Source organism: Pseudomonas sp. DG56-2, from assembly GCF_004803755.1.
Taxonomy (GTDB): domain Bacteria; phylum Pseudomonadota; class Gammaproteobacteria; order Pseudomonadales; family Pseudomonadaceae; genus Aquipseudomonas; species Aquipseudomonas auratipiscis.
In genome coordinates, this window is sequence record NZ_CP032311.1 from 2,516,889 (window position 1) to 2,538,629 (window position 21,741).

Consider the following 21,741-nt stretch of genomic DNA (forward strand, 5'->3'; position numbering starts at 1 on the left):
AACTCTGGTCCCTTACCCATCCCGCATAAGGACTCAGCTCATGGCTCAAGTGACTCTCAAAGGCAACCCGGTTCAAGTCAAGGGCGACCTGCCGAAGGTTGGTTCCCAGGCGCCAGCATTTTCCCTGGTTGGTGCAGGTCTGGCTGACGTGACCCTGGCCAGCCTGGCCGGCAAGCGCAAAGTGCTGAACATCTTCCCAAGCGTTGACACCCCTACCTGCGCCACTTCGGTTCGCACCTTCAACAAGAAAGCCGGTGAGCTGAACAATACCGTGGTGCTGTGCATCTCGGCTGACCTGCCGTTCGCTCAGGCACGCTTCTGCGGCGCTGAAGGCCTGGAAAATGTCCAGAACCTGTCGACCCTGCGTGGCCGTGAATTCATCGAAAACTATGGTGTTGCTATCGCCGATGGCCCACTGGCCGGCCTGACTGCTCGTGCCGTCGTAGTACTGGACGAGAACGACAAAGTGCTGCATGCCGAACTGGTGGGCGAAATCGCTGACGAGCCGAACTATGATGCAGCGTTGGCAGTGTTGAAGTGATCTGATTGCAGCGGCAGGAACGAGTTCACCCGCTCCTGCAGGTGTGAATAATTGTTACGGCCTGGTCCTCGACCAGGCCGTTTTTATTTATAGTTCATCGTCTTAGCAACGTAAGCGCTAGGTAAATTGCCGGTAAAGGCGCTTTGCTTATCCTGCTGCAGTGCTTATCGTTCAGCCTCCTCAAAAGAATTCTTTCCAGTCCAATGGTCGATCAACCGATGCTTTCTCGTTCCCGTTCCTCCCGTCGCTGGCTCGTTGGCCTGCTGATCCTGCTGCTGGTTGCCAGTCTTTGCTGGTGGCTGTGGCCGTCTCCAGCGGCGGACAAGGCGGCCGGCGCCCCCGGCGGCAAGGGCGGGCGACCTGGTTTCGGTGCCTTCGGTGGGCCGGTTCCGGTGCGCGTCGAGCCTGCCACCGTGGGCAATTTCCCGGTCTACCTCAAGGCTCTGGGGACGGTGACCGCGACCAATACGGTCAACGTGCGCAGCCGGGTAGGCGGTGAGTTGGTCAAGATCAACTTCCAGGAAGGGCAGCAGGTCAGGGCTGGCGACCTGCTCGCAGAAATTGACCCGCGCAGTTACCAGATCGCCCTGCAGCAGGCCGAGGGCACCCTGGCCCAGAATCAGGCGCAACTGAAAAACGCCCAGATCGACCTGGAGCGCTACAAAGGTTTGTACGCCGAGGACAGTATTGCCAAGCAGACCCTCGACACGCAGGTGGCGTTGGTCGGTCAGTACCAAGGTACCATCAAGACCAATATGGCCGCTGTCGGCGATGCCAAGCTGAACCTTGAATTCACCCGTATTCGCGCACCGATCAGCGGGCGCCTTGGCCTGCGCCAACTCGATGTCGGCAACCTGGTTGCCGCTAACGACACCACGGCATTGGTAGTGATTACCCAGACCCATCCAATAACCGTCGCCTTCACCTTGCCCGAGTCGGAATTGAACACCGTGCTTGCGCGCTATCGCAGTGGTGCCAAGCTGCCGGTCGAAGCCTGGGACAGGGGTGACCTCAAGCAGCAGGCGGTGGGCGTATTGCGCAGCCTCGACAACCAGATTGACACAACCACGGGCACCCTGAAATTCAAAGCCTTCTTCGAAAACCAGGATGAAGCGCTGTTCCCTAACCAGTTCGTCAATGTGCGCCTGCTCGCCGACACCTTGCAGAATGTAGTGCTGGCCCCCTCGGCGGCCATTCAGTTCGGTATTGACGGGTCTTTCGTGTATGTCATGGAGGGCGACAAAAAGGTCCGGATCCGAAAGCTGACTCTGGGCGCCAGTGACGGCGATCACACGGTTATCACCGAAGGCCTGGCCAAGGGCGAGCGGGTCGTGCTCGAAGGCACCGATCGTCTGCGTGACGGTAGCGAGGTGGAGGTTGTCAACGACAGCTCCGAGGTACCGGTTACGCCCGGTCAGCATCTGCAGGGCCAGGACAGCAAAGATGCCTCGGCTGCTACGGATCGCAAGAACAAGGCTGGCGCATGAACATCTCGCGGCTGTTCATCCTGCGCCCGGTGGCCACCACCCTGAGCATGCTGGCCATCGTCCTGGCCGGCCTGATCGCCTACACCATGCTGCCGGTAGCAGCGCTACCCCAGGTCGATTATCCGACCATCAGGGTCATGACCCTGTACCCGGGTGCCAGCCCGCAAGTGATGACCAGCGCGGTTACGGCGCCTTTGGAGCGTCAGTTCGGGCAAATGCCGGGGCTGACCCAGATGGCCTCGACCAGCTCTGGCGGGGCCTCGGTACTGACCCTGCGCTTTAGCCTCGACATGAACATGGACGTTGCCGAACAGCAGGTGCAGGCAGCGATCAACGCCGCCAGCAATCTACTGCCGAGCGATCTGCCGGCGCCGCCGGTGTACAACAAGGTCAACCCAGCGGATACCCCGGTGCTGACCCTGGCCATCTCCTCGAAAACCATGCCGTTGCCCAAGCTCAACGACCTGGTCGATACCCGCGTAGCGCAGAAAATTGCCCAGATAGGCGGAGTTGGCATGGTCAGCATCGCGGGTGGCCAGCGTCAGGCGGTGCGAATCAAGGTCAATCCCGATGCCCTGGCCGCGGCCGGGCTCAACCTTGCAGACGTGCGCACGTTGATCGGTGCTTCCAACGTCAACCAGCCCAAAGGCAACTTCGATGGCCCAACCCGTGTATCGATGCTCGATGCCAATGATCAACTGCGCTCGCCCGAGGAATACGCCAACCTGATCCTGGCCTACAACAATGGCGCTCCGTTACGCTTGAAAGACGTTGCCGAAATCGTCGACGGTGCCGAGAACGAGCGCCTCGCCGCTTGGGCCAACCAGAACCAGGCGGTGTTGCTGAACATTCAGCGCCAGCCCGGTGCCAACGTTATCGAGGTGGTCGACCGTATCAAGACCTTGCTGCCATCGATTACCGACAACCTGCCAGCCGGCCTCGATGTCAGCGTGCTCACCGATCGTACCCAGACCATCCGCGCCTCGGTCAAGGATGTGCAGCACGAACTGCTGCTGGCCATCGCCCTGGTGGTGATGGTGACCTTCGTGTTCCTGCGCCGCTTCAGCGCCACGATCATCCCTTCGGTGGCGGTGCCACTGTCGTTGATCGGCACCTTTGCGGTCATGCACCTGGCGGGCTTCTCGATCAACAACCTGACCTTGATGGCGCTGACCATCGCAACCGGCTTCGTGGTGGACGATGCGATTGTCATGCTGGAGAACATTTCCCGGCACATCGAGGAGGGTGAAACACCTATGCAGGCGGCGCTCAAGGGCGCCCGGCAGATTGGTTTCACGCTGATCTCGCTGACCTTCTCATTGATTGCGGTACTGATCCCCTTGCTGTTCATGGCTGATGTAGTCGGTCGTCTGTTCCGCGAGTTCGCCATTACCCTGGCGGTGGCGATCCTGATTTCCCTTGTGGTGTCCCTGACCTTGACGCCGATGATGTGCGCGCGGTTGCTCAAGCGTGAACCAACGGAGGACGAGCAGGGGCGCTTCTATCGCGCCAGTGGCGCCTCGATCGACTGGATGATCGCCTGGTACGGACGAGGCCTGCAGTGGGTGCTCAAGCACCAGCCGCTGACCTTGCTGGTGGCCGTGGCGACCCTGGGCCTGACTGTGCTGTTGTACTTGGTGGTGCCCAAGGGCTTCTTCCCGCTGCAGGACACCGGGGTTATCCAAGGGATTTCCGAAGCGCCGCAGTCGGTGTCCTTCGCCGCCATGAGCGAGCGCCAGCAGCAGCTCAGCGCGTTGATCCTCAAGGATCCAGCAGTCCAGAGCCTGTCGTCCTATATCGGTGTCGATGGTGACAACGCCACGCTCAACAGTGGCCGCTTGCTGATCAACCTCAAGCCTCACGGCGAGCGTGACCTTACGGCCGCCCAGGTCATTGCTCGGCTTCAACCCGAGGTCGATAAACTGGCTGGTATCCGTCTGTTCATGCAGCCGGTGCAAGATTTGAGTATCGAAGACCGGGTCAGTCGTACCCAGTATCAGTTCAGCCTGTCGTCGCCGGATGCCGATTTGCTCGCGCTGTGGAGCGGCAAGCTGGTCGATGCGCTGCAACAACGCCCCGAGCTTACAGATGTTGCCAGTGACCTGCAGGACAAGGGCCTGCAGGTGTTTCTGGTGATCGACCGTGATGCTGCCAGTCGCCTGGGCATCAATGTCGCCGACATCACCAATGCCTTGTACGACGCTTTTGGCCAGCGCCAGATCTCGACCATTTACACTCAGGCCAGCCAGTACCGCGTAGTGCTGCAGGCTGAAGCCGCTTCCAGCCTGGGCCCGCAGGTACTTGAACAGATCCACGTCAAGGCCACCGACGGTGGCCAGGTACGCCTGTCGAGCCTGGCCCGTATCGAACAGCGTCAGGCGCAACTGGCGATCGCCCATATCGGTCAGTTCCCGGCGGTGATGATGTCGTTCAACCTCGCCCAAGGCGTGGCGCTGGGGGATGCGGTCAAGGCGATCGAGCAGGTGCAACAGGACATCGGTATGCCCGTGGGCGTGCAAACCCGCTTCCAAGGCGCAGCGGAGGCATTCCAGGCGTCGTTGTCGAGCACCTTGCTACTGATTCTGGCTGCTGTGGTGACCATGTACATCGTGCTCGGCGTGCTCTACGAGAGCTACATTCACCCGGTGACCATTCTTTCGACCCTGCCTTCGGCAGCGGTGGGTGCGTTGTTGGCGCTGATTCTGTCCGGTAACGACCTGGGCATGATCGCCATCATTGGCATCATCTTGCTGATTGGCATCGTCAAGAAAAACGCGATCATGATGATCGACTTCGCCCTGGAGGCTGAGCGCAATCAGGGCATGCCCCCGCAAGCGGCGATTTATCAGGCGGCGTTGCTGCGCTTCAGGCCGATTCTGATGACCACGCTGGCCGCCTTGTTCGGCGCTATTCCATTGATGCTTGCCAGCGGTTCCGGAGCAGAACTGCGTCAGCCCCTGGGCCTGGTGATGGTCGGAGGGCTGCTGGTCAGCCAGGTGCTGACGTTGTTTACCACGCCTGTCATCTATTTGTACTTCGACCGACTGGCACGGCGCTTTCGCCAGCCGCGCCTGGCCGGAGAATCGGTATGACCGGGGGCGCCAGCACGTGGCAGACGCCGATAGCGGTGGCTGAGAACAGAGTTTGCCAGGTGATGCTCCACGTTTGGAGCAGCCGCCCATGAACCTGTCGGCCCCCTTTATTCGCCGCCCGGTGGCGACCATGTTGCTGAGCCTGGCGATCATGTTGCTCGGTGGTGTCAGTTTCGGCCTCTTGCCGGTGGCGCCACTGCCGCAGATCGAGTTTCCAGTGATTGTGGTGCAGGCCAATCTGCCTGGTGCCAGCCCCGAGGTCATGGCTGCCACGGTGGCTACGCCGTTGGAGCGCTCCATGGGTGCTATCTCCGGGGTTACCACGCTGACCAGCAATTCCAGTCAGGGTGCGACCCGGGTGATTCTGGGTTTTGACCAGGGGCGCGATATCGATGCGGCTGCCCGGGAAGTGCAGGCGGCCATCAACGCGTCACGCAATCTGTTGCCCAGCGGTATGCGCAGCATGCCGACCTACAAGAAGTACAACCCTTCCCAGGCGCCAATTATGGTGCTCGCGCTGACCTCCAACGTGCTGCAGAAGGGCCAGCTCTATGACCTGGCCTCGACCATCCTGTCCCAGAGCCTGTCCCAGGTTCCGGGGGTAGGGGAGGTGCAGATTGGTGGTAGTTCGTTGCCAGCAGTACGGGTGGAGCTTGAGCCACACTTGCTCAATCAGTACGGCGTTGCCCTGGATGAGGTGCGCGAGACGATCGCCAACGCCAACCAGCGTCGGCCCAAGGGCTTTATCGAAGATGGCCAGCGCAGTTGGCAGGTGCAAGCCAACGACCAGTTGGAGAAAGCCAAGGACTACGAGCCGCTGGTGATTCGTTACCAGGACGGTGCGGTGCTGCGCCTTGGACATGTAGCCAAGGTTACCGATGCAGTGGAGAACCGCTACAACAGTGGTTTCTTCAATGATCAGGATGCCGTGCTACTGGTGATCAACCGCCAGACTGGCGCCAACATCATCGAAACCGTGAACAAGATCAAGGAGCAACTGCCGGTACTGGAGTCGCTGATGCCTGCCAGTGTGAAGCTGGATGTGGCAATGGACCGTTCACCGGTCATCAAGGCAACCCTGAGTGAAGCCGAGCACACCCTGATCATTGCGGTGGTGTTGGTGATTCTGGTGGTGTTTCTGTTCCTGGGTAACCTGCGCGCCTCGTTGATTCCGACCTTGGCCGTGCCGGTGTCGCTGGTCGGCACGTTTGCGGCGATGTATCTGTTCGGATTTTCGCTGAACAATATGTCGCTGATGGCCTTGATTCTTGCCACCGGCCTTGTGGTGGACGATGCCATTGTGGTGCTGGAAAACATCTCGCGGCATATCGACGACGGCGTCCCGCCCATGCGCGCCGCCTATCTGGGGTCCAAGGAAGTCGGTTTCACCCTGCTGTCGATGAACCTGTCGTTGGTGGTGGTGTTTGTGTCGATCCTGTTCATGGGCGGCATTGTCGGCTCGTTGTTCCGGGAGTTTTCCATCACCCTGGCGGTGGCGATCATTGTTTCGCTGGTGGTTTCCCTGACCCTGACGCCGATGCTCTGTGCTCGTTGGCTCAAGCCCCAGGCGCACGAGGGGCAGACGCGCCTGCAGCGCTGGAGCGAGCAGATTCATCAACGTATGATGGCAAGTTACGGGCGCAGCCTTGACTGGGTGCTGCGTCACCGCCGCCTGACGCTGTTCAGCCTGCTGGTCACCATTGCGGTGAATATCGCCTTGTACGTGGTGGTACCGAAGACCTTCCTGCCGCAACAGGATACTGGCCAATTGATGGGCTTTGTTCGCGGCGATGATGGTCTGTCGTTCCAGGTTATGCAGCCGAAAATGGAAATCTACCGCCAGGCATTGCTCAAGGATCCTGCTGTGGAGAGCGTTGCCGGCTTTATTGGCGGCAACAGCGGCACCAACAATGCCATGGTCCTGGTGCGCCTCAAGCCGATCAGCGAACGCAAGGTGTCGGCGCAGAAAATCATCGAGCGGATGCGCAAGGAAATGCCGAAAGTGCCGGGCGGGCGCTTGTTCCTCATGGCCGACCAGGACCTGCAGTTCGGCGGTGGCCGCGATCAGAGTTCCTCGCAGTTTCTCTATACCCTGCAGAGCAGCGAGCTGTCAGCCTTGCGTGAGTGGTATCCGAAAGTAGTGGCGGCCTTCAAGGCTTTGCCAGAGCTGACCGCCATCGACGCACGAGAAGGCGGAGGCACTCAACAGATAACCCTGATCGTCGACCGTGAACAGGCCAAACGTCTGGGCATCGACATGAACATGGTTACCTCGGTGCTCAACAACGCCTACAGCCAGCGGCAGATCTCGACTATCTATGACAGCCTTAACCAGTACCAGGTGGTGATGGAGATCAACCCCAAGTACGCCCAGGATCCCCGCAGCCTGGAGCAAGTACAGGTGATCACGGCTGACGGCGCCCGGGTGCCACTGGCAACCTTCGCCCATTACGAGAACAGCTTGGCCGACGATCGTGTCAGCCACGAAGGCCAGTTTGCCGCCGACAGCATCAACTTCGACATCGCCGAAGGCTACAGCCAGGATCAGGCTATGGCTGCTGTCGAGAGAGCTGTGGCCAAGGTTGGTTTGCCCGAAGATGTGATTGCCAAGGTTGGGGGTACCGGTGATGCCTTTGCCGAAAGTCAGAAAGGGCAGCCTTTCATGATTCTCGGTGCGTTGCTGGCGGTGTATCTGGTGCTGGGAATTCTCTATGAAAGCTACATCCACCCGCTGACGATTTTGTCCACCTTGCCGTCGGCCGGGGTAGGGGCCTTGCTTACCCTGTATGTGGTGGGCAGCGAGTTCAGTCTGATCTCGCTGCTGGGCCTGTTCCTGTTGATTGGCGTGGTGAAGAAGAACGCCATCATGATGATCGACCTGGCCTTGCAACTGGAGCGCCATGAACACTTGAGCCCGGAGCAGTCCATTCGCCGCGCTTGCCTGCTGCGCCTGCGGCCCATCCTGATGACCACCGTGGCCGCGATCCTCGGCGCCTTGCCGCTGTTGCTCAGTCATGCCGAAGGTTCGGAAATGCGCCAGCCGTTGGGACTGACCATTATTGGCGGCCTGGTCTTCAGCCAGGTGCTTACGCTTTACACCACCCCGGTGGTTTACCTCTATCTGGACCGCTTGCGCCATCGATTCAACCACTGGCGTGGCGTGCGCACCGATGCTGCTTTGGAAACTCCGCTATGACTCGACGTCCGCTTCTCTCCAACCGTCCCCTGCAGTTGCTTCTCGGTGCCCGTGGCTCGCGTCTGCTGGCCTCTGGCTTGTGCCTGGCGATGCTTAGCGCCTGCACCCTGAGCCCGGACTATCACCGCCCCGAAGCCGCTGCACCGATGGCGTTCAAGCATGCAAAGGGCTGGACCCAGGCCAATCCTTCTGATGCGCTCGCGCGCGGCGCCTGGTGGGAGCTGTATGGCGACGCCCAGCTCAACGGCCTGGTCGAGCAGCTCAATGCCGCCAACCAGACTGTAGCCCAGTACGAAGCCCAGTACCGCCAGGCTCAGGCACTGGTGCGCAGCTCGCGCGGCGCGTTGTTTCCAAGCCTCGATCTGAAGGCCGGCAAGACCCGCTCAAGTCAGGGTACGGGCAGCTCCAGTTCCAGCTTGAGCAATAACAGCAGTGGCATCCGCGACACCTACAGCACCACTTTGGGCGTCAGTTGGGAAGCGGACTTGTGGGGCAAATTGCGTGACGGCCTGGCCGCTAACCAAGCCAGTGCCCAGGCAAGTCTGGCAGACATGGCCGCGATTCGTCTGAGCCTACAGTCGGAGCTGGTGCAGAACTACCTGCAACTGCGGGTGATGGATGAACAGAAGCGCCTGCTTGAGGCTACCGTCCAGGCCTATCAGCGCTCGCTGACCATGACCGAGAATCAATACCGCGCCGGTGTGTCGGGCAAGGATGCAGTGGCCCAGGCACAAACCCAGCTCAAAAGTACTCAGGCCGACCTGATCGATCTGGTCTGGCAGCGTGCCCAGCTGGAAAATGCCATCGCCGTATTGTTGGGCAAGGCGCCCGCAGACTTTGCCCTGGCAGACAGCAAGGATATTCCGGCGCTACCGCAGGTGCCGGTGGCATTGCCCTCGCAATTGCTTGAGCGTCGTCCGGACATCGCGTCGGCGGAGCGCAAGGTGATGTCCGCCAATGCCAGTATCGGCGTCGCCAGGGCTGCGTATTTCCCCGATCTGACCCTGAGCATGAGCGGTGGCTACAGCAGCAGTAGCTTTAGCGACTGGATTAGCCTGCCTAACCGTTTCTGGTCGGTGGGCCCACAGTTGGCGATGACACTGTTCGATGGCGGTCAGCGTTCTGCCGAGGTCGACCGTACCGAAGCGGTCTACGACCAGACCGTGGCCCAGTATCGTCAGTCTGTGCTCGATGGCTTCAAGGAAGTGGAAAATTACCTGGTACAGCTCGATGTCTATGAAGACGAAGCGATCGTGCGCGGCGAGGCCCTCGATGCCGCGCGCGAGTCGCTGCGACTGACGAGCAATCAATACAAGGCCGGGCTGATTGCCTACCTGGACGTGGTCAATGTGCAGACCACGGCGCTGAGCAACGAACGTAGTGTGCTGACGCTGTTGCAGGGCCGGCTGGTAGCCAGTGTACAGCTCATCGCGGCGCTCGGGGGTGGCTGGGATGCTCAGGCCGCGCTTGCTGAGTGATCATGACATTATTTTCAATAAAATCATTGAATTATATGAATTTGTTCAAGTATGTAGTTAAGTGAACGCCTTTCGTTGCATTTTGCCCGACCGCGTCTCAAATGAGTTTAATTAAGCAACATAACCTATTGATTTTTAACATGTAAATATAACGAAAGGCTGCGAAATCGACACGACTCAGGTCATTGCAAAATGCCAGCGAAAACTCCGTGCGTTTCGCTAAAGGTTGAGTACAATCATCGGATTTTTCCGGGCCATTCAGTGCCTGTTCCCAAGGGTTGTGAAAGGCCAAATGCTGATCGGTAGTTACTCTTCTTCGCTGGTGTTGATTTCGCTTTGCGTTGCCATTCTTGCCTCCTATACAGCACTCGATTTGACCGGACGCATTGCCACTGCCAAGGGGCGAGCGGTGTACTTGTGGATCGGGGGCGGTGCGTTTGCGATGGGCTTCGGTATCTGGTCCATGCATTTTATCGGCATGCTCGCCTTCAGCCTGCCGGTTGCACTGGGCTACGATCTGACCCTGACCTTGCTCTCGCTGTTGATCGCCGGACTGTCTTCGGGCTTTGCCCTGTGGCTGGTCAGCCAACCGACCTTACCGTGGTCGCAGCTCGGCCTGGGAGCCCTGATAATGGGCGCCGGTATCAGCAGCATGCATTACACCGGCATGGCCGCGCTGCTGATGCAGCCTGGCATCGACTACGACCCGGCACTGTTCGCGCTGTCCTTGTTGATCGCGGTAGGGGCTTCGGCGGCGGCGTTGTGGATTGCCTTTCGGCTGCGTCATCAAACCTTGTACGTCCGCCAGTTCCGTGGCGCTGCTGCAGTGGTCATGGGGTTGGCCATCGTCGGCATGCATTACACCGGCATGGCTGCGGCAAACTTTGCCGATGGCAGTTTCTGTGGCGCATTGGGCGCCGGCCTCAGTGGCAATGGTCTGGATTACCTGGTGCTGATCACCACCCTGGCAGTGCTGGCTGTGGCTTTGCTGACCTCTGTGCTCGATGCTCGCCTTGAGGCGCGAACCGCGGAACTGGCGCGCTCCTTGACTCGGGCCAACCAGGAGCTGACCCAGCTCGCTCTGCACGATACCCTGACCGGCTTGCCCAATCGCACCTTGCTGGCCGACCGCATCGAGCTGGCAATCAGCAAGGTCAGCGAGCAAGGAGGGTGCTTTGCCCTGATGTTCATTGACCTGGATGGTTTCAAGCCGGTCAACGACGCCTTTGGCCACCACACAGGTGACTTGCTACTCAAGGAAGTTGCCTTGCGCCTACGCGGCCATTTGCACAGCCAGGATACCTTGGCACGCATCGGCGGCGACGAATTCGTCTTGCTCGTGGATCTGCAGGAGCCTGACGACGCCATGGGTGTTGCCTCCAAGCAGGTCAACCTGATCTCCCGTAGCTTCCGTGTTGCCGAGCAGAATCTGCAGATTTCCGCGAGTATCGGCATCGTTCTCTACCCCGGCAACGGCGTCGATCAGCATGAGTTGCTGCGCAACGCCGATGCGGCGATGTATCACGCCAAAAGCGCGGGCAAAAATGGCTACAGCTTCTTTGACGTATCGATGAACAGCAATGCACGTCTGCAACTGCAACTGCTCCAGGATTTGCGCTTGGCCCTGGAGCACAAGCAGTTCCGCCTGTTCTATCAGCCCAAGTTCGATGCCCAGGCTTGCCAACCGATTGGAGCCGAGGCGCTGCTGCGCTGGGAACACCCGGAGCAGGGCCTGATGCTGCCTGATCGCTTTATCGCGCTGGCAGAGAAGACTGGCCTGATCATTCCGATCGGTGAATGGGTGCTTGATGAAGCCTGTCGCCAGATGCGCGAGTGGATTGACCAGGGCTACGTAGACTGGCGCATCGCCGTGAACCTCTCGGCGATCCAGTTCTGTCATACCGGCTTGGTCGACAGTGTCGCCAACGTGCTCGCACGTCACCAATTGCCAGCCAACAGCCTGACCCTGGAAATCACCGAAACCACTGCCATGCACGATGCCGATGCAAGCATGGCGGTGTTGCAGAAGCTTGCGGACATGGGTGTGGATTTATCCATCGATGACTTTGGTACCGGCTACTCGAGCTTGATGTACCTCAAGCGCTTGCCCGCCAATGAGTTGAAGATTGATCGCGGCTTTGTCCGTGATCTGGAACAAGATAGCGATGACGCCGCGATCGTCTCGGCAATCGTGGCGTTGGGACAAGCCCTGGGGTTGAGGATTGTCGCCGAAGGCGTAGAAACCGATCGCCAACAGAACTTCCTTACCCGCCTTGGCTGCGATTCGTTACAGGGTTACCTGCTTGGCCAGCCGCTTCCTCCCGAGCGTTTCATTGCCGACATCGAACGTGCTGGCCATGCATTGGCTAGCCACTGAGATCAGCCAGTAGCCCGCAGGTTGCAAGAAGGTTCGAAGGCGTCCATCTCGGCTTCGACCGCCTCGATGATGCGCTCGACATCGGCGGCCGCCATCAGTGTGGCGCAGGGAATACCGGCAATGGCCAGCAAGGTTTCGCCCGTAGCCCGGTCAAACAGGCGGGCGACCATGCTGCGCGGTGCATCCATACTGGCTTCGAAGCCCAGTGGATGAAAATACCAGCGCATCACCTGACAGGCGTTTGGAAACGTCAGTTTGTTCATTCCGGCCTCCGTGTAGGGGTGAACAACAGGGTGAGCGGATCGACGTGCGTTTCAGGTCCTGGCGACCTGGCAAGAACCTAAACATAGCACTGCTGACGCCAGTGTCTGCCCATCGCCATGACCGTTTTGTGGCTTTTATGAAGCACGTCTGAGCCACCCTCAAAATCCTTATGAACAGCGGCCTTCGCGGCAAACGTTTGCCTTGAATCTTTCACCATTGCGGGCATTACTGTTCTGCTATTTTTACCGACAGTCGGCTGGGATGCTTGCCTGGGGTTTTCAGACCAATGGCACCCCTAGGTTGAGTCAAGGAGACTGTCATGCGTTATTCAACGCTCACCCATCGCATTGCTGGTGACGGTGCTGCAGCCTGGAATATTCACTATCGCGCGGTCGAGCTGCAGGCGCAGGGACGAGAAATTTTCCTGCTGTCGATCGGCGATCCGGATTTCGACACCCCACTGCCGATCGTTCAGGCCGCCGTAGACAGTTTGCGCGCAGGCAATACTCATTACTCCGATGTGCGCGGCAGCCTTGGGTTGCGCCAAGCCATTGCCCGCTGGCAGATGCGCCACAGTGGCCAATCGGTCGATCCGCTGGACGTTGTCGTGCTCGCCGGTGCTCAATGTGCGCTGTACGGGGTTGCGCAGTGCCTGTTTGATGCGGGTGACGAGGTGATCGTCGCCGAACCCATGTACGTTACCTACGAGGCGGTGTTCGGGGCTTGCGCTGCCAAGATCGTGCCGGTGCCGGTGCGGCCTGAACAAGGATTTCGTGTCGATCCGGCCGATATAGCCGTGCGGGTGACACCGCGCACCCGTGCCTTGTTATTGAACAGTCCGCATAACCCTTCAGGCGCCAGTTTGCCGCCAAGCACCTGGGCGCATCTGTCGCGCCTGTGTCGAGAGCACGATCTATGGTTGATCAGCGATGAGGTCTACAGCGAACTGTTGTATGAAGGCGAGCACTTCAGCCCGGCCAGCCTGCCAGGCATGGCAGAGCGCTGCGTAACCATCAACAGCCTGTCCAAATCCCACGCCATGACCGGCTGGCGGGTGGGCTGGGCCATCGGCCCGCGGATGCTCTGTGAACATTTGAGCAACCTTGCATTGTGCATGCTCTACGGCCTGCCGGACTTTATCCTCGACGCCGCGCAAGTGGCCCTGGAGCAAGAGTGGCCGCAAATCGCTCAAATGCGCGATACCTACCGCGAGCGTCGTGATCGGGTTTGTGCATGTCTTGCCAATTGTCCTGGTATTCAGGTGCACAAGCCTGACGGCGGCATGTTCGTGATGATCGATATTCGTGCAACTGGCGTGTGCGCGCAGGTATTTGCCGAACATCTGCTGCAAGAACATGGCGTTGCCGTGCTTGCCGGGGATGCCTTCGGGCCGAGTGCGGCAGGGCACGTGCGTATTGGCCTGGTACTGGACAGTGAGCGCCTGGCGCTGGCCTGCCATCGTATCGCGCAGTGCGCGGCCCAGCTGCTCGAAGCGCAACCTTCAGTTGATCAGCGCCGCTGCCATGTTGATGGTGAAACCCAGAATGGCGGTGTTGAAGACAAACGCCACCAGTGAATGAGCCAGCACCACCCGACGCATTTCGCGACCGGCCACGCCGACATCCGAGGTTTGTACTGCCACACTTAAGGTGAAGGAGAAATAGTGGAAGTCCCAATAGTCGGGGCTACGCTCACCGTCGGTAAAGCGCAGCAGGGGCGTGTGTTCGTGGGCGGTGTAGAACAAGTGGGCGTAGTGCAGGCTGAAGATGGCACCGACCAGCAGCCATGACCCTGCGACGGTAAAGCCAGTGAAAGCCAGTTGCAGGGCGGTAGGGCCATCGGCAAGTTTGGCTCCGACGGCCAGTTGCAGGATCACCGCTGCCAGGCTTGCGATGGCAGCGATGCTTACGGTGAACAGCACCAGGCCCGCGTTTTCGTCCTCGATGCCCGCGACTTTGCGTACTTTCTCGGTACTGGCTCCCAGGGTCAGGCACAGGATCAGCACCAGGTAGAGCCAGACGCCGGCATTCCAGCCGATCAACACGTGCTCGACCCAGCCGTTGGCCGGCACCAGCCAGCCGCACAGGACGCCGACAAGGGCTGCAATACTCAGGCGGGGGTGGCTGCGGGTGAGTCGATGGAAAGCCATGCTACCTCGGGCTTGAAGGGACTTGGGCTACTGTAGCGGTAAAAGCCGCTGCCGGTCAGGTGATTAGCGCTGCCATTCTGTCTGGACAACATGGCCATGATATTGCCCTCAATCGATTCCGGCTGCAGTGATGAGGTACTATCAGCGACTTTGGTGAGCATAATTCGCTTACCAATCAATGGCCTGGTGATGATCTGGGTCATCTGCCACTGCGCTGGCACGCCGCACAATGACAGGGTGCGATCATTCTGACCGCAACTTAGCTCTACAGGATTTCTGGTTTGTCCGATTCACTGCAAAATCCGTTGCTGCAATACCTCGCTCGCCTGGCGCCTTCCAGTCAATTGACCATGAAGTACATTCTTCAGGATGCCGCTGATCGTCTGGGCTTTGAGGATTGCGACATCAGCGATGTGCCTTGGTACCAGCTCGAACCGGGGCATGTCATGGCACTGGTAGCAGCTTTGCGTGCCGATGGCTACGCCCCCAATACCTCATCGTTGTATGTCAATGCGGTGCGTGGGGTGATGAACGAAGCCTGGCGCCTGGGACTGATCAGTCAGGACCAGCTGTTGCGCATTCGTACTGTCAAGCCGGCGCAAGGCGTGCGTCTGCCCAGCGGGCGCAACCTCAAGCGCAGCCTGATTCGAGAATTGATGGATGCCTGTGCGGCAGACCCACGACCGCAAGGGCTGCGCGATGCGGCGGTAATCGCTTTGCTTTATGGCACCGGCATGCGCAAGTCCGAGTCAGTGAACCTGGATTTGAATCAGGTAGATTTCAACGAACGCAGCCTGCAGGTGCTGGGCAAGGGCAACAAACAGCTGATCAAATATGCACCAACCTGGGCGTTCGAGAAACTCAATGCCTGGCTGGCCTTTCGTCGTGATCATCTACCTGAAGGCCAGGCTGACGATGACTTCCTGTTCAATCGCATCCGCCGGGGCAGTCACATCACCCGCGAGCGTATCACCAAGCATGCGATCTACTACATTGCCCGCCAGCGTGGCACCCAGGTCGGGGTGAAGATCATGCCGCACGATTTTCGACGCTCCTTCATCACTCGGGTCATCGAAGAACATGACCTGTCGATTGCGCAGAAGCTCGCGCATCACACCAACATCCAGACCACCGCCAACTACGACATGCGTGACGACAACGAGCGGCGCCGAGCGGTCGATCGGTACGATTACTGAGCGGTCCCACCCGCTCGGACCCTCCAGTGTCACTACAGAGCATTGCGATCCACACGTTTAATGCAGATCAAAAGCAGGCTGGCTTGGTTCTTTTACTCGCGGCCGCGCATGAAGAAACCGGCTACGTATTTGCGGAAGGTGTCGAGGCTTTTGAAGTCGGCGTAGCGTTTGAAGGTTTCTCCTTCAGGCTCCGGGCCTGAAGGGCGGTCGGTCAGCGATATCGATAGTACGCGGTCCTGGTCGGAGCTCAGGACCAATGCGTCCATCCCTTGGCCACCAATCACCGGACGGCGCATGATCACTCGCACGTTCTTGCTGGCCATCCAATCGATCAGCGAGATGATCATCTTCAACGGTTCACGCTCTTCATCGCGATACACCGGGAACAGGTGTGCGCGCGAAAGCACAGGCACGCTGGCGATGTGAATCAATTCGTAGAAGTGGCTGCCCGCGCTGGCAGGGGAGTAAATAGCCAGGGCCAGTAGCGGCCCGGGCGTCTTGCTCCCACCCCATAACAAGTGATGCCCTTGAAAATCGAAGCCGTCTTCGCTGCGTTCGTTGTAGACCTTGCGCGCTTTTATCTGGCTGACGCAGTCGAGGATCAGCCCATAGCGACGATGGTTGCCGAAGACCTTGGAGTCTCGCAGGCGCGCCTTGAGCATCATCATGTGTTTCATGTCCAGGCGCGTTTCCAGGTAGTTACTGGCCGGTACGCGCTCGATCAGCGGGTAGCGGCTGGCAACGCTGCGCAATTCGGCGAATTGTCCGGTGAGGTCCTTTTTCAGGTGGGTGGCGTAGACATTCAAGCCACCAGCCTCGATCAGCGTCAGTAGCAATGACAGCAATCGATGCTGCTCGCGTTTGTCGTTGCTCTCGCTACTTTCGCCCGTACCGCCGGAGGTCGCACGGCGAAAATCGCCGATCAGGCGCAGCGCTGTATCAGGCGGCAACCAGGTCGCCGGAAACACGTCAGGGTCCTGCTCGCGGCTAGCGTCACGCTCATCCTTGATGAATGCACAGTCGAGGGCATGTTCGGCAGTGCCGGGGTTGTTCTTGAGAAACAATGTGCCGGTATTGCCGTTGAGGTTGACGTTGAGAATCGGCATTGAACGCGCCTGGCAGTCACATGCCAGCCAGTGGCCTGCAGCGCGAATCTTGAGCAGCAATTGGTTGGCCTGAAGCAGGCGCGGACCGCTCAGGTTGCCCTCAGCGAAATCGCTCAGCAGTTCATCTTCGCCAGGGGTAAGAGTGCGCACCAGCGCAGCGCTTTTTTCGATGATTCGCATAACATTCCTTGGTCAGCGGCGACAAGTTACAAGCTATAAGCTGCAAGTAAAAGCGCGGCGCGCTTTTGCTTGCAGCTTGATGTTGCTCACTTGCAACGACTGACTATGCCCCGAACAGCTTGGCGGCGCGGGCACGGATCTCCTCCACCGAGACATCCTCGACGTGGGAGGATACGAACCAGAGATTGCCAAACGGGTCTTTCAAGGTGCCGCTGCGGTCACCGTAAAACTGGTTTTCCACGGCTCTGACTTGTGTGGCACCGACGTTGATGGCTTGAGCAAAACGGGCATCGACATCCTCGACGTACAGGTGCAGGCCAATCGCTGCGCCATTGAGCGATTGACTGCTGGTCAAGCCACCTTCCATGTCGCAAGGGTCGGCCAGCATCAGCGATGAATCGCCGATCTTGAGTTCCGCATGACCGATGCGGCCATCCGGGCCTTCCAGGCGAAACATTTCGACCGCACCGAATGCAGCCTTGTAGAACTCGATGGCCTTGCCGGCATCCTTGATGCCCAGGTAAGGGGTGATGCTGTGTTGTCCTTCGGGGATTGGTTTGACGGCCATTGTGTAGATCCTCCTTAGCGCGCCACAGGATGGATGCGCGAAACTGTATATTTGTACAGTTTCGTGCATTCGGCAAATCGAAACCTGCTGCGCTGGACGGACGGCTATCAGAAAATGTAATCGGTGGTCAGAAAGCTCGAATCACGGTTGCGGATAATGTCGCTGATCAACTGCTTGTTACTCTCCTGGAACTTGGTCGCAACCAGGGTCCGGATCGAAAACACCCGCAGGGCATCATGTACCGAAAGCGTCCCTTCGGCAGAATTCTTGCGTCCGTTGAACGGGTAGGTATCGGGACCGCGCTGACATTGGGCATTGAGGTTGATGCGTCCGACCTGGTTGGCGAAAGTGTCTACCAGGCGCCCGACTTCATGCGGGTTGGTACCAAAAATGCTCAGTTGCTGACCAAAGTCCGAATCGAGCACGTAGTCGATCACGGTCTGCATATCCCGGTAAGGCACAACCGGCACTACAGGGCCGAACTGCTCCTCCTGGTACACCCGCATCTGCGCACTGACCGGGTACAGCAAGGCGGGATAAAAGAATGAACCGCGGCTGGCACCGCCCCCCTGATTGATGACGTTCGCACCTTTTTCCACCGCATCGGCCACCAAGCCATTGAGGTAGTCGATTTTGCCCGCTTCCGGCAGTGGCGTCAGGCTCACGCCTGGCTCCCACGGCATGCCTGGCCTGAGTGCGGCCAGCTTGTACTGGAACTTCTCGAGGAAGCTCTCCACTACGTTCTCGTGTACGAACAGAATTTTCAGCGCCGTGCAACGTTGGCCATTGAACGACAGCGCGCCGGTAACGGCTTCGTTCACCGCGTTGTCCAGGTCAACTTCAGGCAGCACAATGCCTGGGTTCTTGGCGTCCAGACCCAGGGCTGCCCGCAGACGGTGCGGGCGAGGGTGAAGCTTTTTCAGGTCACTGGCGGCCTTGTTGGTACCAATGAAGGCAAATATATCGATCTTGCCGCTGGCCATCAGGGCGCTGACGGTTTCACGGCCGCGGCCGTAGATGACGTTGATCACCCCAGCCGGGAAACTGTCGCGGAAGGCTTCGAGCAGCGGGCGAATCAACAGCACGCCAAACTTTGCCGGCTTGAACACCACGGTGTTGCCCATGATCAGAGCCGGAATCAGCGTGGTAAAGGTTTCATTCAGTGGATAGTTATAGGGACCCATGCACAGTGCCACGCCCAGTGGCGCACGACGGATCTGACCAAGGGTGTCCTGTTCCAGCTCAAAGCGGCTGGAGCGGCGATCCAGTTCCTTGAGTGCGTTGATGGTATCGACGATGTAGTCGCAGGTACGGTCGAACTCTTTCTCCGAGTCCTTGAGGTTCTTGCCGATTTCCCACATCAGCAGTTTGACCACCGCCTCGCGTTGCGCGCGCATCTTGCCCAGGAAGGTCTCGACGTGCTGGATTCGCTCGGCCACACGCAAGGTAGGCCAAGTTCCGCGGCCCTTATCGTAAGCGCGAACAGCGGCGTCCAGGGCGGTGAGGGCGGTGTCGGCGTCCAGCAGCGGCGCGCTGCCGAGGATCACTTGCTGCTCTTGATCGTCTTGCTTGAGCCACACTGGGCTTCGTACCGTCGCCAAGGGACCGTCCCAGCGTTGCAACTGACCATCGACCAGGTACTCGCGTTGTACCAGCGGCTCACCCAGGCGATAAGCTTCGGGGATCTCATTGGCGGCGGGAAACAGCGAATCGAGCAGACGGTCCATGGGCGCAGCACCTCTTTTTCTGGGATGGGTGAAACGTTTCAGTTCGAGCATAACGCCAGCGCATGAAAAAAAGCCAGCCTTGCTCAATATTGAGCGCAAAGCGCCGATAAAGTATTAATCCGATATGAATAACGGACCTATGAGCACAAGAATCCTAGCCCTTGATGACACCGTGGTCCTGCCAGCCAGCCTGGGGAAAACCCTCAACCGCTTGCTGCCTATCGGCTTTGCGCTGATTGGTATCAGTCTGTCTATAGCGTTAGGTCATTTGGATGTGCAGCGCCAGGAAAGTGAACTGGTGGCCAATGCCGGTGCGCGTCTCTCCGGAGTTCGCGCCGCCCTGGAAGCCCAGCTGCGCTCGGCTTTTGGTGAGACCGAGGGCATTGCGCAACTGATCAGTGCCGATGGAGCGATCAGCCCCGAGCACTTTCGCGACATGGCTCGCCAGGCGATTGCCTCGGTACCGCACATTCGTCATATCTCCGTTGCCCCCAACGATGTAGTTGCCGATGTCTATCCGCTCAAGGGCAACATGAGCATTATTGGCGTCGACTATCGGCGTTTGCCGGATCAGTACCCGATGCTGCAACGTGCCCGTGATCACTACAGTCCAGTGCTGGCCGGCCCGGTGCAGCTGTATCAGGGAGGACGAGGGCTGATCTACCGGCGCCCGGTGTTTATCAAGGGGCATAAGGGTGTAAAGATCTACTGGGGCAACGTTTCGATCGTGGCCGACATCGATCGCTTGCTCAGTGCTGCAGGGCTGGACCTTGATCCAGGTTTTGAGCTGGCCCTGCGTGGAGCCGATGGTCAGGGTTCAGCGGGCGGCATGATCTGGGGCGACCCGTCGCTGTTCGACCAGCACGCGGTGACGGTCAATGTCGATGTGCCAGGTGGCCTCTGGCAATTGGCGGCGAGCCCTTTGGGTGGCTGGCCGTCGATGAGCCTGTTTTCTTCACCTTTATTTCTGTTCGCGTTGACCTGTACGGGACTGTTCAGCGTGTTCGTCGCCCAGCTCAACCGCAGCAACTATCTGATCAACCTGCGCAATCAAGAGCTCAAGCAATCCCAGGCACAACTGGAACGCCTGGCCCACTATGACGCTATTACCGGTTTGCCCAACCGGGTGCTGTTCAACAAGCGCCTGCACGAGACGATCGATCAGGGTGAACGTCTGGCCGTGCTGGTGCTGGATATAGATGGCTTCAAGCAGGTCAATGACAGCCTTGGGCACCCGATGGGGGACCTGTTGTTGCAACAGGCAACTGCACGCTTCGCCCAGATCGTCGATGGTCAGGGCTGTCTTTGTCGTCTGGGAGGAGATGAGTTCGCATTTTTCCTGCTAGACACCGAGCAAGCGTGCGTCGAACGGGTGCAAGCATTGTTGCAAACCCTGCAGCAGCCTTTTGATCTGAACGGTAACGCTGCGCTGGTCACCGGGAGTATCGGCCTGGCCTGGTGTCCGGAGCATGGACAGAGCAGCAACCGTCTGCTGCGCCATGCTGACACCGCCATGTACGCAGCCAAGGAGGCCGGTCGTAATGCCTGGCGACTGTATCACCAGGGTATGACCGAACGCCTGCAGGAACGCCTGTGCCTGGAGCGCAACCTGCGCAGAGCCATGAAGAACAATGAGTTCGAGCTTTGGTATCAACCCAAGATCGACCTGTTCAGCGGCCGTATCAAAGGTGCCGAAGCGCTGTTGCGCTGGCGCGATCCAGAGCATGGCCTGGTGTCGCCTGCGCAATTCATTCCGTTGGCCGAGCGCACGGGTCTGATCATTCCGCTGGGTGAGAAGGTGCTGGAGCTTGCCTGCGCGCAGATCGCCGCCTGGCGTGCGGCCGATTGCCTGCCAGGGCCGCTGGCGATCAACGTTGCTGCGCTGCAGATCGAACGCAGCGACTATGTGGCCAGCCTATCGCGCATTCTCAAACGCTACGACTTGCCGCCGACGCTTCTGGAGGTGGAAATCACTGAAAGCCTGTTGATGGAAAGCCAGCAGCAGGCTTGCGATGTTCTGGCCGAACTCCAGGCCATGGGCGTGGCGACAGCGGTTGATGACTTTGGCACCGGCTATTCGTCCCTGGCGTACCTCAAGTCCCTGCCGATCGATCATCTTAAAATCGACCGCGCTTTCATCAAGGACTTGCCCATGGATGATGATGCGGTGGCGATCACCCGAGCGATCATCGACCTGGGCCATGCCCTGGGTTTTCGCATCACCGCAGAGGGCATCGAAACTCAAGCCCAATACCAGTTTCTGCGCAATGCCGGCTGTGACCAGGGCCAGGGTTTCCTGATGGCCCGGCCAATGCCGGCAGCGGCACTGCAGACATGGCTTGCAGATCACCCCACCTGGCAACACCAGCCTTGTAGCTGA

Annotated in this window: 15 protein-coding genes; 9 read left to right on the forward strand and 6 right to left on the reverse strand. The window is 59.1% G+C overall.

The annotated features are described in order from the left end of the window. The first annotated feature begins 40 nt into the window (after positions 1 to 40). From tpx to D3Z90_RS11485, 6 genes are all read left to right on the forward strand, one after another. Positions 41 to 541 carry a thiol peroxidase gene (gene tpx, locus D3Z90_RS11460; RefSeq protein ID WP_136475897.1) on the forward strand — a complete coding sequence of 167 codons (501 nt, stop codon included), beginning with the start codon at positions 41 to 43 and terminating at the stop codon, positions 539 to 541. A 203-nt stretch (positions 542 to 744) separates the two neighbouring features. Continuing rightward, positions 745 to 2,028: an MdtA/MuxA family multidrug efflux RND transporter periplasmic adaptor subunit gene (locus D3Z90_RS11465; protein WP_136475898.1), complete on the forward strand. Its 1,284-nt coding sequence runs from the start codon at positions 745 to 747 to the stop codon at positions 2,026 to 2,028. Beyond that, positions 2,025 to 5,120: an MdtB/MuxB family multidrug efflux RND transporter permease subunit gene (locus D3Z90_RS11470; RefSeq protein ID WP_136475899.1), complete on the forward strand. Its 3,096-nt coding sequence runs from the start codon at positions 2,025 to 2,027 to the stop codon at positions 5,118 to 5,120. The genes D3Z90_RS11465 and D3Z90_RS11470 overlap by 4 nt, the downstream gene beginning before the upstream one ends. 88 nt (positions 5,121 to 5,208) lie before the next feature. Then, on the forward strand, positions 5,209 to 8,316 hold the full coding sequence (locus D3Z90_RS11475) for an efflux RND transporter permease subunit (protein ID WP_136475900.1): 3,108 nt from the start codon (positions 5,209 to 5,211) through the stop codon (positions 8,314 to 8,316). Next, entirely contained in the window at positions 8,313 to 9,794 is a 1,482-nt protein-coding gene (locus tag D3Z90_RS11480; RefSeq protein WP_136475901.1) for an efflux transporter outer membrane subunit, read from the forward strand. Before D3Z90_RS11475 ends, D3Z90_RS11480 begins: the two co-directional genes overlap by 4 nt. 292 nt (positions 9,795 to 10,086) lie before the next feature. After that, positions 10,087 to 12,171, forward strand: a complete 2,085-nt coding sequence (locus D3Z90_RS11485) for a bifunctional diguanylate cyclase/phosphodiesterase (protein WP_136475902.1) — start codon at positions 10,087 to 10,089, stop codon at positions 12,169 to 12,171. Between the two features lie 2 nt (positions 12,172 to 12,173). On the opposite strand, the gene D3Z90_RS11490 is transcribed toward D3Z90_RS11485, so the two are convergent. After that, a complete protein-coding gene (locus D3Z90_RS11490; RefSeq protein WP_136475903.1) occupies positions 12,174 to 12,434 on the reverse strand; it encodes a DUF1652 domain-containing protein in 261 nt (86 codons plus the stop codon). Between the two features lie 320 nt (positions 12,435 to 12,754). On the opposite strand from D3Z90_RS11490, the gene D3Z90_RS11495 reads away from it, so the two are divergent. Further along, the gene (locus D3Z90_RS11495; protein ID WP_136475904.1) at positions 12,755 to 14,011 is read left to right on the forward strand and encodes a pyridoxal phosphate-dependent aminotransferase; all 1,257 of its coding nucleotides are present in this window, start codon (positions 12,755 to 12,757) and stop codon (positions 14,009 to 14,011) included. Here D3Z90_RS11495 and D3Z90_RS11500 read toward each other — a convergent pair. Both D3Z90_RS11500 and D3Z90_RS26785 read right to left on the reverse strand, forming a co-directional pair. After that, the gene (locus D3Z90_RS11500; RefSeq protein WP_136475905.1) at positions 13,937 to 14,584 is read right to left on the reverse strand and encodes a DUF1345 domain-containing protein; all 648 of its coding nucleotides are present in this window, start codon (positions 14,582 to 14,584) and stop codon (positions 13,937 to 13,939) included. The genes D3Z90_RS11495 and D3Z90_RS11500 overlap by 75 nt on opposite strands. Then, the gene (locus D3Z90_RS26785) at positions 14,545 to 14,787 is read right to left on the reverse strand and encodes a hypothetical protein (RefSeq protein WP_168198460.1); all 243 of its coding nucleotides are present in this window, start codon (positions 14,785 to 14,787) and stop codon (positions 14,545 to 14,547) included. The genes D3Z90_RS11500 and D3Z90_RS26785 overlap by 40 nt, the downstream gene beginning before the upstream one ends. Positions 14,788 to 14,865: 78 nt before the next feature. Here D3Z90_RS26785 and xerC point away from each other — a divergent pair, with 78 nt between their 5' ends. Beyond that, on the forward strand, positions 14,866 to 15,780 hold the full coding sequence (gene xerC, locus D3Z90_RS11505; protein WP_136475906.1) for a tyrosine recombinase XerC: 915 nt from the start codon (positions 14,866 to 14,868) through the stop codon (positions 15,778 to 15,780). A 92-nt stretch (positions 15,781 to 15,872) separates the two neighbouring features. Here xerC and D3Z90_RS11510 read toward each other — a convergent pair whose 3' ends face one another. From D3Z90_RS11510 to D3Z90_RS11520, 3 genes are all read right to left on the reverse strand, one after another. Next, complete coding sequence (locus tag D3Z90_RS11510) at positions 15,873 to 17,066, reverse strand: hypothetical protein (protein WP_136475907.1); 1,194 nt, start codon at positions 17,064 to 17,066, stop codon at positions 15,873 to 15,875. A gap of 103 nt (positions 17,067 to 17,169) precedes the next feature. Beyond that, positions 17,170 to 17,634 carry a VOC family protein gene (locus tag D3Z90_RS11515; RefSeq protein ID WP_136475908.1) on the reverse strand — a complete coding sequence of 155 codons (465 nt, stop codon included), beginning with the start codon at positions 17,632 to 17,634 and terminating at the stop codon, positions 17,170 to 17,172. Positions 17,635 to 17,741: 107 nt separating this feature from the next. After that, the gene (locus tag D3Z90_RS11520; protein ID WP_136475909.1) at positions 17,742 to 19,361 is read right to left on the reverse strand and encodes an NADP-dependent glyceraldehyde-3-phosphate dehydrogenase; all 1,620 of its coding nucleotides are present in this window, start codon (positions 19,359 to 19,361) and stop codon (positions 17,742 to 17,744) included. A gap of 139 nt (positions 19,362 to 19,500) precedes the next feature. Here D3Z90_RS11520 and D3Z90_RS11525 point away from each other — a divergent pair, with 139 nt between their 5' ends. Continuing rightward, entirely contained in the window at positions 19,501 to 21,741 is a 2,241-nt protein-coding gene (locus tag D3Z90_RS11525) for a bifunctional diguanylate cyclase/phosphodiesterase (RefSeq protein ID WP_136475910.1), read from the forward strand.

What these genes read in the sequence shown, in the direction of transcription:
- tpx (WP_136475897.1), top strand. Translation starts at nt 41, where the DNA reads ATGGCTCAAGTGACTCTCAAAGGCAACCCGGTTCAAGTCAAGGGCGAC.
- D3Z90_RS11465 (WP_136475898.1), top strand. Translation starts at nt 745, where the DNA reads ATGGTCGATCAACCGATGCTTTCTCGTTCCCGTTCCTCCCGTCGCTGG.
- D3Z90_RS11470 (WP_136475899.1), top strand. Translation starts at nt 2,025, where the DNA reads ATGAACATCTCGCGGCTGTTCATCCTGCGCCCGGTGGCCACCACCCTG.
- D3Z90_RS11475 (WP_136475900.1), top strand. Translation starts at nt 5,209, where the DNA reads ATGAACCTGTCGGCCCCCTTTATTCGCCGCCCGGTGGCGACCATGTTG.
- D3Z90_RS11480 (WP_136475901.1), top strand. Translation starts at nt 8,313, where the DNA reads ATGACTCGACGTCCGCTTCTCTCCAACCGTCCCCTGCAGTTGCTTCTC.
- D3Z90_RS11485 (WP_136475902.1), top strand. Translation starts at nt 10,087, where the DNA reads ATGCTGATCGGTAGTTACTCTTCTTCGCTGGTGTTGATTTCGCTTTGC.
- D3Z90_RS11490 (WP_136475903.1), bottom strand. Translation starts at nt 12,434, where the DNA reads ATGAACAAACTGACGTTTCCAAACGCCTGTCAGGTGATGCGCTGGTAT.
- D3Z90_RS11495 (WP_136475904.1), top strand. Translation starts at nt 12,755, where the DNA reads ATGCGTTATTCAACGCTCACCCATCGCATTGCTGGTGACGGTGCTGCA.
- D3Z90_RS11500 (WP_136475905.1), bottom strand. Translation starts at nt 14,584, where the DNA reads ATGGCTTTCCATCGACTCACCCGCAGCCACCCCCGCCTGAGTATTGCA.
- D3Z90_RS26785 (WP_168198460.1), bottom strand. Translation starts at nt 14,787, where the DNA reads ATGACCCAGATCATCACCAGGCCATTGATTGGTAAGCGAATTATGCTC.
- D3Z90_RS11510 (WP_136475907.1), bottom strand. Translation starts at nt 17,066, where the DNA reads ATGCGAATCATCGAAAAAAGCGCTGCGCTGGTGCGCACTCTTACCCCT.
- D3Z90_RS11515 (WP_136475908.1), bottom strand. Translation starts at nt 17,634, where the DNA reads ATGGCCGTCAAACCAATCCCCGAAGGACAACACAGCATCACCCCTTAC.
- D3Z90_RS11520 (WP_136475909.1), bottom strand. Translation starts at nt 19,361, where the DNA reads ATGGACCGTCTGCTCGATTCGCTGTTTCCCGCCGCCAATGAGATCCCC.
- D3Z90_RS11525 (WP_136475910.1), top strand. Translation starts at nt 19,501, where the DNA reads ATGAGCACAAGAATCCTAGCCCTTGATGACACCGTGGTCCTGCCAGCC.